Origin of the sequence: Micromonospora sp. M51 (genome assembly GCF_018070305.1) — a bacterium.
Lineage (GTDB): Bacteria > Actinomycetota > Actinomycetes > Mycobacteriales > Micromonosporaceae > Micromonospora > Micromonospora parva.
In genome coordinates this window covers 1-9,355 of the sequence record NZ_JAGPXZ010000174.1, presented here as the reverse complement: position 1 = coordinate 9,355, position 9,355 = coordinate 1, and the positions used below count along the sequence as shown (strand labels likewise).

The 9,355-nt window shown below is 71.3% G+C and carries 10 protein-coding genes and 1 riboswitch; of the genes, 3 read left to right on the top strand and 7 right to left on the bottom strand.

Annotation, left to right across the window (positions count from 1 at the left end):
* Window positions 1-639, top strand: a 639-nt coding sequence (locus KBX53_RS12260) for a cation:proton antiporter (RefSeq protein WP_210859237.1), incomplete at its 5' end; no start/stop codon positions are given.
* Between the two features lie 29 nt (window positions 640-668).
* Here the strand turns inward: KBX53_RS12260 and KBX53_RS12255 are convergent.
* The 4 genes from KBX53_RS12255 to KBX53_RS12240 all read right to left on the bottom strand — a co-directional run bounded on the left by KBX53_RS12255 (window position 669) and on the right by KBX53_RS12240 (window position 5,515).
* Window positions 669-1,412, bottom strand: a complete 744-nt coding sequence (locus KBX53_RS12255; RefSeq protein WP_210859236.1) for an amino acid ABC transporter ATP-binding protein — start codon at window positions 1,410-1,412, stop codon at window positions 669-671.
* On the bottom strand, window positions 1,409-2,179 hold the full coding sequence (locus KBX53_RS12250; RefSeq protein ID WP_030335893.1) for an amino acid ABC transporter permease: 771 nt from the start codon (window positions 2,177-2,179) through the stop codon (window positions 1,409-1,411). Before KBX53_RS12250 ends, KBX53_RS12255 begins: the two co-directional genes overlap by 4 nt.
* Before the next feature lie 39 nt (window positions 2,180-2,218).
* Window positions 2,219-3,085, bottom strand: coding sequence for an ABC transporter substrate-binding protein (locus KBX53_RS12245; protein WP_210859235.1), 867 nt, complete (start codon window positions 3,083-3,085; stop codon window positions 2,219-2,221).
* Window positions 3,086-3,358: 273 nt separating this feature from the next.
* Window positions 3,359-3,470: riboswitch (SAM riboswitch) on the bottom strand.
* Between the two features lie 86 nt (window positions 3,471-3,556).
* Window positions 3,557-5,515, bottom strand: coding sequence for an amino acid transporter (locus KBX53_RS12240; RefSeq protein WP_210859234.1), 1,959 nt, complete (start codon window positions 5,513-5,515; stop codon window positions 3,557-3,559).
* 154 nt (window positions 5,516-5,669) lie between these two features.
* Here KBX53_RS12240 and corA point away from each other — a divergent pair, with 154 nt between their 5' ends.
* Window positions 5,670-6,797 carry a magnesium/cobalt transporter CorA gene (gene corA, locus KBX53_RS12235; RefSeq protein WP_210859233.1) on the top strand — a complete coding sequence of 376 codons (1,128 nt, stop codon included), beginning with the start codon at window positions 5,670-5,672 and terminating at the stop codon, window positions 6,795-6,797.
* A gap of 15 nt (window positions 6,798-6,812) precedes the next feature.
* Here the strand turns inward: corA and KBX53_RS12230 are convergent, their stop codons facing one another.
* Both KBX53_RS12230 and KBX53_RS12225 read right to left on the bottom strand, forming a co-directional pair.
* Window positions 6,813-6,998, bottom strand: a complete 186-nt coding sequence (locus KBX53_RS12230) for a hypothetical protein (RefSeq protein WP_091401337.1) — start codon at window positions 6,996-6,998, stop codon at window positions 6,813-6,815.
* A gap of 208 nt (window positions 6,999-7,206) precedes the next feature.
* Entirely contained in the window at window positions 7,207-7,722 is a 516-nt protein-coding gene (locus tag KBX53_RS12225; protein ID WP_030335886.1) for a 2'-5' RNA ligase family protein, read from the bottom strand.
* 79 nt (window positions 7,723-7,801) lie between these two features.
* On the opposite strand from KBX53_RS12225, the gene KBX53_RS12220 reads away from it, so the two are divergent.
* Window positions 7,802-8,311, top strand: a complete 510-nt coding sequence (locus KBX53_RS12220; RefSeq protein ID WP_210859231.1) for a DUF664 domain-containing protein — start codon at window positions 7,802-7,804, stop codon at window positions 8,309-8,311.
* A 9-nt stretch (window positions 8,312-8,320) separates the two neighbouring features.
* Here the strand turns inward: KBX53_RS12220 and KBX53_RS12215 are convergent, their stop codons facing one another.
* Entirely contained in the window at window positions 8,321-9,352 is a 1,032-nt protein-coding gene (locus KBX53_RS12215) for an NAD(P)-dependent alcohol dehydrogenase (RefSeq protein WP_210859238.1), read from the bottom strand.
* Between the last annotated feature and the right edge of the window lie 3 nt (window positions 9,353-9,355).

The following is a 9,355-nucleotide window of genomic DNA, read 5'->3' as shown; positions in this document are numbered from 1 at the left end:
CTCTTCATCTATGTCACAGCGCAGTCGGCGCGACTGCGCCGCCGCCGGATGGTGGACGACGTCGGTCGAGGTCCCTCCGGCTGGCGGGTGGGGACCGTCGGGGGCTGGGCCGGTTTCCGGGGTGCGGTGTCGCTCGCCGCCGCCCTGGCCGTGCCGACGATGACTGTGGATGGCCGGCCGGTGGTCGAACGCGACCTGATCATCTTCGTCACCGCGCTGGTGATCGTGTTGATCATGCTCCTGCAGGGCACCACCCTGCCGCTGGTGGTGCGCTGGGCCGGGCTCAGCGGCGACCCGGGACGCGTCGACGAGGCCCGGCACGCCCGGCGGCGGGCCGCCGAGGCGGGCCTGGCCGCCCTCCCGCAGGTCGCCGCGGAGATCGGTGTCCTGGGTGATTCTGTGCGTCGGCTGGAGGCCGCGTACCAGCGGCACCGGGAGGCCCTCACCGGGGGCGGTGGGACCATCGCCGATGAGCGCCGGCTGGAACGGCAACTGCGCCTCGGCGTCCTCGCGCACAAGAGGCGGGAGGTCACCCGACTGCGCGACAACCGGGAGATCGACGACCTGGTGCTGCAGGAACTCCAGTCCGCGCTGGACAACGAGGAGATCCGGCTGCTGGGGCGCGAACCCAACGAGTGACCGTCGGCCACCGCGCGCGCCCGCGCGGCTCAGAGCACCTGGTCGAGGAACCGGCGCAGCCGCGGATGTTCGGCCCGCTCGAAGACGGCCTCGGGCGGGCCGGCCTCCAGCACCACACCCCGGTCCATGAAGGCGACGGTGTCGGCGACCTGCCGGGCGAAGCCCATCTCGTGGGTCACCACCACCATGGTCATTCCGGCGGCGGACAGGTCGGCCATCACCCCGAGCACACCCTTGACCAGCTCCGGGTCGAGCGCAGAGGTCGCCTCGTCAAAGAGCATCACCTCGGGCCGCAGCGCCAGCGCACGGGCGATCGCCACCCGTTGCTGCTGACCACCGGAGAGTTGCGCCGGTCGGGAGTTCGCCTTGCCGGCAAGCCCCACCAGCTCCAACTGGGCGCGGGCGAGCGCGTCCGCCTCGTCGTCACCGAGCTTGCGCAGTCGGCGCAGCGCCAGCGTGACGTTGCGCAGCACGCTCATGTGCGGGAAGAGGTTGAACTGCTGGAACACCATGCCCACCCGCTGCCGCAGCGCGTCCGGGTCGTCGCCCCGCACGCTGCGCCCGTCCAGCAGCACGTCGCCCCGGTCCGGTTCGATCAGCCGGTTGATGGTGCGCAGCAGTGTGGACTTGCCCGACCCGGACGGGCCGATGACACAGGCCGTCGCGCCACGCGGCACCGACAGGTCGACGCCACGCAGCACCCGGTTCGGTCCGAAGGCGAGGTGCACGTCGCGTACGTCGAGGCTGACCGAGGTCGTGCTGGCGGCGGTCATCGCCGGTCCCCTTCCATCGCGTACGGCGCGGTGTCGTCGTCCTCGTCTGTCGGCGCGGTGGCCGGCCGACCGTTGCGCAGCCGGCGGTCGATCCAGTTCACGACGTGCGTCAACGGAACGGTCAACGCCAGGTAGCACAGCCCCGCCAGCAGCAGCGCCGACTCGTTACCGGTGGTGGCCGCGTAGTCCTGCCCGATCCGGAACAGCTCCCGCTGGCTGGCCACCAGACCGAGGAAGTAGACCAGGCTGGAGTCCTTGATCAGCGCGATGAGCTGGTTCACCCAGGCCGGCAGCACCCGCCGGATGCCCTGCGGGACGATCACCAGCCGCATCGCGTCGGCCCAGGAGAAGCCGAGCGCCCGGGCGCCCTCCAACTGGGCGGCCTCCACCGACTGGATGCCCGAGCGGAAGATCTCCCCGATGTACGCGGCAGCGATGAGCGACAGCGCCAGGATGCCCAACGGGTAGGGGTCCGGTCCCCAGACCTGCATGCCCAGCGGGGCCAACCCGACGCCGATCAGCAGGATCGTCGCGGCGGCCGGCAGCCCTCGGAACACGTCGGTGTAGACCCGCGCCGGCCATCGCAACCAGCGGCTGCGGGAGATCCCCGCGACGGCCAGCAGCAGGCCCAGCACCGAGCCGAGCAGAGCGGCGGAGACCGCCAGGATCAGCGTGTTGGGCAACCCGACGGTCAGCATCTCGGGCAGCGCCTCGCGCATCGAGTCCCAGTCGAAGAACGTTTCCCACAGGGTGCTCAACGGATCCATGTGTCGCCTCTCCTACCGCCCCGCTCGCTCGTCATCGGTTCAGGACGCCGCCGACGCGGACGCCGACGGCGCCACGGTGACCGCGCCGCTGCCCGGCTTGAAGTCCGCCGGGATCGGCCGGCCCGGGTAGTACTGCGCCTGCAACCGGGTCCAGGTGCCATCGGCGATGACCTCGTCGAGGCTCTTGTTCAGCGCCTCGCGCAGCTTGTCGTTGCCCTTGGCCACGGCGTACGCGGTCGGTGCCGGGCTGAGCTGCTTGGCCGCCACGGTGATCTTGCCGTTGCTGTCGGCGGCCGACTTCTCGCCGATCTCCGCCGGGGCGATCCACGCGTCGGCGGTGCCCGCCTTGAGCTGGTTGATCGCACCGTTGTAGTCCGGCACCCGCACCGGGTTCAGCTGCTTGCCGGTGGCGTAGTCGTCCTGGACCGTGCCCTGCACCACCACCACCCGCTTGCCGGTGAGCTGGTCGAAGCTGGTGATCGGCGAGCCGGCCGGGACGTCCAGGCCGAAGTAGCCGAAGTCGTAGCCGTTGCCGAAGTCGACTGTCTTCTTGCGGGCCTCGGTGATGGTGATCGAGGAGCTGCCGACGTCGAACTTGCGGTTGTTGACCTGGCTGAGCAGCGCGGAGAAGTCGGTGCCGACGAACTCCACACTGAGGCCGAGCTTGCCGGCCACGGCGGTCAGCAGGTCGTTGTCGAAGCCGGTGAACCTGCCGTCCTTGAGGTACACGTTCGGCGGGGCGTCGGTCAGCGTGCCGGCGCGCAGCACGCCCGGCTGGGCCAGGCCGTACGGGTTGGTGGTGGCGTCGGACGAGCTGTCGTCGCCGCAGGCGGTGAGGGCGGTGGCGGCCAGGATCGTCGCCGCCCCCAGGGCGGCGGCACGGGTCACTGCGGGAAGGAATCGCACTGGTGTCTCCGAAGGGTGGTGTCTCGGCGGGCGTGGGTGCGCGCCACCGACGGCGCGCCCGATGGGCGTACCGGTGGAAAGGGGTTTCGGGAGGGTGGTGCTAGAGCGCGGTGCCGCGACGACAGGCGGCGCTGCACATTCGCATCGTGTCCACGTGCCGTCGCCGGGTCAGTGCGGGCGAGGGTCGACCGGTGCGGAGGTCCGCGACGTCAGTCGGTGGGGTGGTGCTGAGGATGCGCATGGTTCTCCCGGGTCTGTGCTGACCTGGGTGCCAGGCCACGCTTGCACCGACGTCGTGCCGGTGCCTGGTCTTCACCCGGGGCACCCCACCGCGGAGGAGGGTTGCCGGCCAGCGAGCCGGGGCTTCGCGCTGGCGCTCATGACCTGCGCCGAGGCTAGCAGCACCAACGGGTGCCGCGTCCAGTCGGTATGACCACGCTCACCGTGCGCGACGAGCCGTCCGCGCCCAGGTCAGCCGGCGTGCACGTGCGGTCGACGGTGTGGGTCGGGTTCCTGGCGGCGCAGGATCTCCCGGGTCACCGAGGCGATCGCGCCCTGCCCGAACGCCAGGTAGCGCAGGAAGTTGCGAACCGGGCCGCCCTCGGACCACTCGAAGTAGATGTGGGGCCGCCGACGGCTGCGGTCGCGGATCTCCAGCAGCAGGGCGGCCAGCGCGGTGGGCACCGACGAACTGGCCAGGCTGAGCACCGGGAAGCGGCCGTCGACGACGCTGCCGCGGACCAGCACCTCGGTCTCGAAGTCGGACGGGTCGGTGACCTCGACCTCGACGAAGATGACGTCGCTGTCGTCGGGGAAGTCGTTGTCCGCCATGGTCTGGGCGAGCTTGGCGCGGTACTCCGCCTCGTCGCGCCGGTCGGGTTCGTGCGCGATGAGGCGGATCCGCCGGCCGGCGCGTTCGTCGATGATCCGGGCCGCGGCCGGATCCAGTTCGACGTGATCGACGCGCAGCTCGTAGGCCCGCATCAGCCGCGACAACACCGACACCAGGATGATCCCGCCGATGAAACAAGCGGCGATCTTGACGCCACTGGGGCGTTCCACCACGTTCGCCAGCGTCGTGTAGACGAAGATCACCGCGATGACGCCGAACGCGATGGTGCGACCGCGCTGACGCTGCCGCAGCGCCGCGAGCGTCACCGCCGTCGCGGCCGAGGTGATCAACACCAGCACCCCGGTGGCGTACGCGCCGCCCTGCGCGTCCACGCTGGCCTCGAAGATGATCGTGATCAGGAACGCCACCGAGGTGAAGACCAGCACCAGTGGCCGGACGGCTCGCGCCCAGGTCGGCGCCATGCCGTAGCGGGGCAGGTAGCGCGGCACGAGGTTGAGCAGACCATCCATCGCCGACGCCCCGGCGAACCAGAGGATCCCGATGGTCGACAGGTCGTAGATGGTGCCGAACACCTCGCCGAGGTGGGCGTGCGCCAGATAGGCCAGCGCCCGCCCGTTCGCCGGCCCGCCCGGCTGGAAGGCGTCCGGCGGGATCAGCACCGTTGTCGTCACGCTGCTGGTGATCAGAAAAACGCTCATGATCACCGCTGCGGTGGTCAGCAGCCGGCGCGCGCCACGGATCCGGCCCAGCGGTCGTGCCTCCGAATCCTGCGGGTCACCCCGTACGCTCGGCATCACCGCCACCCCGGTCTCGAAGCCGGACAGACCCAACGCCAGCTTCGGAAAGACCAGCAGCGACAGCCCGACCACCAGCCACGGGTCGCCGTGCCCGGTGGTCAGCGCGGAGGTCCAGTCGCCCACCGCGCTCGGATGCCTCACCACCCGCCACAGCGCGTCGGCCACCACCACCGCGTTCAGCGTCAGGTAGACCGCGACCAGGACGACGGCGATCCCGATCGCCTCGGTGAATCCCTTGAGGAACACCGCGCCCAGCAGCGACACGAGCAGCAGTGTGACCAGCACCTCGTGCCCCTTGAGCGCACTCGGCCAGAACGGGTTCTCGTCGATGTGCGCCGTCGCGTCAGCGGCCGAGAGGGTGATGGTGATGATGAAGTCGGTGGCCGCGAAACCGAGCAGCACCAGCACCAGCAGTTTGCCCGGCCAGTAGCTCAGCAGGCGGACCAGCATCGCGATGGAACCCTCACCGTGCGGGCTCTCCACCGCCACCCGCCGGTAGACCGGCAACGCCCCCAGCAGGGTCACCAGCACCAGCACCAGCGTCGCCACCGGCGAGAGCGCCCCGGCGGCCAGCGCCGCGATACCCGGCTGGTAACCCAACGTGGAGAAGTAGTCCACACCGGTCAGGCACATCACCTTCCACCACGGGTGGTGCCGGTGCTCCGGCGGGCGCCCGTGCGGCCCCGGGTGCTGCACGGCCTGGTCCGAGCCGGCGTCGAGCAGCCACCCCCGCAACCGGCCGGCGCGTCTGTCGAACGTCACCGGCGCGTCCCCCGTCATCCCGCTCACGGTCACCGTGAGTATCCGCCCATGGGGCCGCTGCCGTCCGCCGGTGCGCGGAACCCAGCCGACACCCCGGCGGGTTTCGGGCCCAGGGCACCGGGGATGCAGCCTCCCGGTCCGGACCGGACGGCACCGGGGGAGGGGACAGGGCATGGTCGGCGGCCGTCGCTTCCGCCCGGGTGGTGGCTTCGGCCGTCAACTCGACAAGTACGAGACGAGGGTCGGCGTGGTGCCGCCCCCGGAGTCGCCCGCAGCCTCCCACGGCCTGGTGGACAGCGCGGTCTACCTCCGGGGGCACCGGTTCGCCTCGCCGTCCGGCCTCGCCGAGACGTACCGCTGCCTGCAGGAGCAGGACGACGCGATGGCCTGGATCGGGTTGTACCGGCCCGACATCGAGCAGATCACCTCACTGGCCCGCGAGTTCCGGCTGCACGACCTGGCGGTCGAGGACGCGATCAACGCCCACCAGCGGCCCAAGCTGGAGCGCTACGGCCACACCCTGTTCGTGGTGCTGCGCGCCGCCCGCTACGACGACCTGCGGGAGGAGGTCGAGTTCTCCGAGCTGCACCTGTTCATCGGGCCGGGTTTCGTGGTCACCGTCCGCCACGGTGAGGCACCGGACCTGGCCGCGGTGCGGCGGCGGATGGAGACCGAGGCGCAGATGCTCGCCCGGGGCCCGGAGGCGGTCCTGTACGCGATCCTGGACCAGGTCGTCGACGGGTACGCGCCGGTGGTGGCCGGGCTGGAGAACGACATCGACGAGATCGAGACCCAGGTGTTCGGTGGCGATCCGAACGCCAGCCGCCGCATCTACGGCCTCAGCCGCGAGGTCATCCAGTTCCAGCGGGCCGCCCGCCCCCTGCTCAGCGTGCTCGACGCGCTGGCCGTCGGCGCGGGCAGCGCCAGCGCCGACGAGGAGCTGCGCCGCTACCTGCGCGACGTGACCGACCACCTGACCCAGGTGGTGGAGCGGGTGGACGGTTTCCGGCACCTGCTGCAGAACATCCTCACCGTCAACGCGACCCTCGTCTCGCAGCAGCAGAACGAGGAGATGCGCAGTCTCACGGCGGCCAGCTACAGCCAGAACGAGGAGCTGAAGAAGGTTTCCTCCTGGGCGGCGATCCTCTTCGCTCCCACGCTCATCGGCACCGTGTACGGCATGAACTTCGTCCACATGCCGGAGCTGAACTGGCGCTTCGGTTACCTCTTCGCGCTGCTGTTGATGCTGCTGGTCTGCGGCACCCTCTATGTGATCTTCAAGCGGCGCGGCTGGCTCTGAGCCCTTGGCCGCGGCTCACTCGATGCCGCGCAGGATGTGCCGTTCGTCCTCGACGTCGTCGTCGCCGGCACCGATCCGGCCGAGCAGTACGGCGGCCGCCCAGATCGTCAGGGGGGTGGCTGCCCCGGTCATTCCGCCGCCGGTCCGGTCGTCCCGGGTCTGGCTCCGCTCCGTGCGCGGTGGCCTGCGCTGAGCCTGCATGGGCCCTGCCTCTCCTCGTCGAAGCCGCCGTGGGCGGCGCGGGGTGAATTCGCGCCACCGGCCGGGTGGGACCGCCCGTGAGCAGCCCACCACCGGTACGACAGCCACTCGAACCTTCCCACGCCCGGCCACTTCCGCACCGCTTGTTTTCGGGTTTCCGACTGCCGCCCGCCAAACCGGACATTACGCAGCGACGGTCGAGTCACGGTCAAGGCAGCGGGTGGGCGATGCCCCGGGCATGGTCGGTGAGCGCCGCGCCGACCACCGTCGCGGCCAGCGGCAACACCTCCAGACAGCGGCGCACCGCGGCGGCCATCAGCGTGTTCGGCACCCGCATGGACAGCGTGCAGTGCGGCACCCAGCGCCCCGGCTGGTAGTGCTCGGCGAGGGGGATGCCGGCGGCGGCGAGCCGGTCGTGCACCAGCCGGTGGTGCGCCAGCAACTCCGGGGTGGGCGTCGGACCGAGCCAGAGCACCCGACCGACGAACTGGCCGGCGTGCTGGAATTCGAGCCGCAACGGGGCGGCCACCACCGTCCCCTGTAACGCCTCGGCGACCTGCTCCGGGTCGAACCGGGGCGCCACCATGAGCGAGACGTGTGGACGGTGGCGCTGCTCCAGCAGCGAGCGCATGCTCTGCACGCCCTCGGCCTCCAGCGCGTCCCAGAGCACCCGGATCCGGCGGGTGGCGTCCGGGTCCAGGTACAACTCCAGCGCGGCGACCATTTGATCACCGTAGCGGCCGAGGTTTGCCCGCCCGTCTCCGGCGGTACCTGATCCGCAACCGACCAGGAAGGCGCAGCACGTGAATGTGAGTGACCTGCTGACCGAGGCGTACGACCGACTGCCCGACCTCGTCCGCGCGGCGGTCGAGGGCCTCAGCCCCGAGCAACTGCGCCACCAGCCCGCCCCGGGCGCCAACTCGATCGGCTGGCTGGTCTGGCACCTCACCCGGGTGCAGGACCATCATGTCGCCGAGGTCCTCGACGCCGACCAGATCTGGGCCAGCGGCGACTGGGCGGGACGGTTCGGGCTCGCCGCCGACCCCGAGAACACCGGCTACGGGCACTCGCCCGCCCAGGTCGCGACGGTTAGGCCGGAGAGCGCGCAGGCGCTCATCGACTACTACGGGGCGGTCGCCGCGCGTACCGGGGACTTCCTGGCCGGTCTGGCCCCGGCGGACCTGGACCGTGTGGTCGACGAGGCGTGGGATCCGCCGGTCACCCTCGGCGTCCGGTTGGTCAGCGTCGTCGAGGACGACCTGCAACACGTCGGCCAGGCCGCCTACGTGCGTGGCCTGCTCGAGGCCGGCTGACGGCCGGGCTCACGGCACGATCACCGCCCGGCCCTCCAGGGTCCCGTCGCGCATCTGGCGGTACGCGTCCAGGGCGTCGTCCAGCGCGAAGGTGGTGATGCTCGGCCGGACCAGGCCCCGGGCGCCCAGGTCGAGCACCTCCACCAGCTCGGGTCGGCTGCCCCAGTAGGTGGTGGCGATACTCAGCTCGTACGGCACGGAGAAGAACGACACTCCCACGGTGCCGCCGCCGATCCCCACGATGGTCAGGTCGCCCACGGTGCGGGCCGCCGCCACGCCGAGCGCCAGGGTGCTGTCCGCGCCGACGAAGTCCAGCACCACGTCGGCGCCCCGCCCTCCGGTGGCATCCCGGATTTCCTCGGCGGCGGTCGGTCCGGAGGTCACCGTGCGATCCGCGCCGCACTCCTCGGCCAGCCGCAGCGCCTCGGCCCGGGTGTCCACGGCGATCACCCGCGCGGCGGTGGTGGCCTTGAGGATCTGCACGCCCACGTGCCCCAGCCCGCCGACCCCGATCACCACGGCCGTGCTGCCCGGTGGCAGCTTCGGCCAGGAGCGCCGGACGGCGTGGTACGGGGTGAGCCCCGCGTCGGTCAGCGGTGCGGCTTGCACCGGATCCAGACCCTCCGGTAGAGGTACGACGTGCCGCGCGTGCGGGACAAGTTCGAACTCGGCCATCCCGCCGTCCAGTCCGAGCCCACCGCCTCCGCTCGGCACCGGCGCGGCGGAAGGGTTCTCGCAGTACGGGTCGATCCCGAGCCGACAGCGTGCGCAGGTGCCACACCCCCATGCCCCGAACACCGCGACCGGTTGCCCGACGGACAGCCCGGTCACCCCGTCGCCGAGGGCGTGCACCCAGCCGGCGTTCTCGTGACCGAGGGTGAACGGCGGGTTCCAGGGCACCGTGCCCGGCTCGAACTCGTCCATCAGGTGCAGGTCGGAGTGGCACGCGCCGGCACCGCCGATCCGGACCACCACCTGACCCGGCCCGGGCGTCGGGTCGGGGACCTCGACCAACTCCGGTTCCGACTGCCACTCCCGCAACCG

Bases quoted from the DNA above. Each gene is read 5' to 3' on its own strand.
- corA (WP_210859233.1), top strand. From the start codon at position 5,670: ATGGTCGGCGGCCGTCGCTTCCGCCCGGGTGGTGGCTTCGGCCGTCAA.
- KBX53_RS12240 (WP_210859234.1), bottom strand. From the start codon at position 5,515: ATGACGGGGGACGCGCCGGTGACGTTCGACAGACGCGCCGGCCGGTTG.
- KBX53_RS12255 (WP_210859236.1), bottom strand. From the start codon at position 1,412: ATGACCGCCGCCAGCACGACCTCGGTCAGCCTCGACGTACGCGACGTG.
- KBX53_RS12230 (WP_091401337.1), bottom strand. From the start codon at position 6,998: ATGCAGGCTCAGCGCAGGCCACCGCGCACGGAGCGGAGCCAGACCCGG.
- KBX53_RS12250 (WP_030335893.1), bottom strand. From the start codon at position 2,179: ATGGATCCGTTGAGCACCCTGTGGGAAACGTTCTTCGACTGGGACTCG.
- KBX53_RS12225 (WP_030335886.1), bottom strand. From the start codon at position 7,722: ATGGTCGCCGCGCTGGAGTTGTACCTGGACCCGGACGCCACCCGCCGG.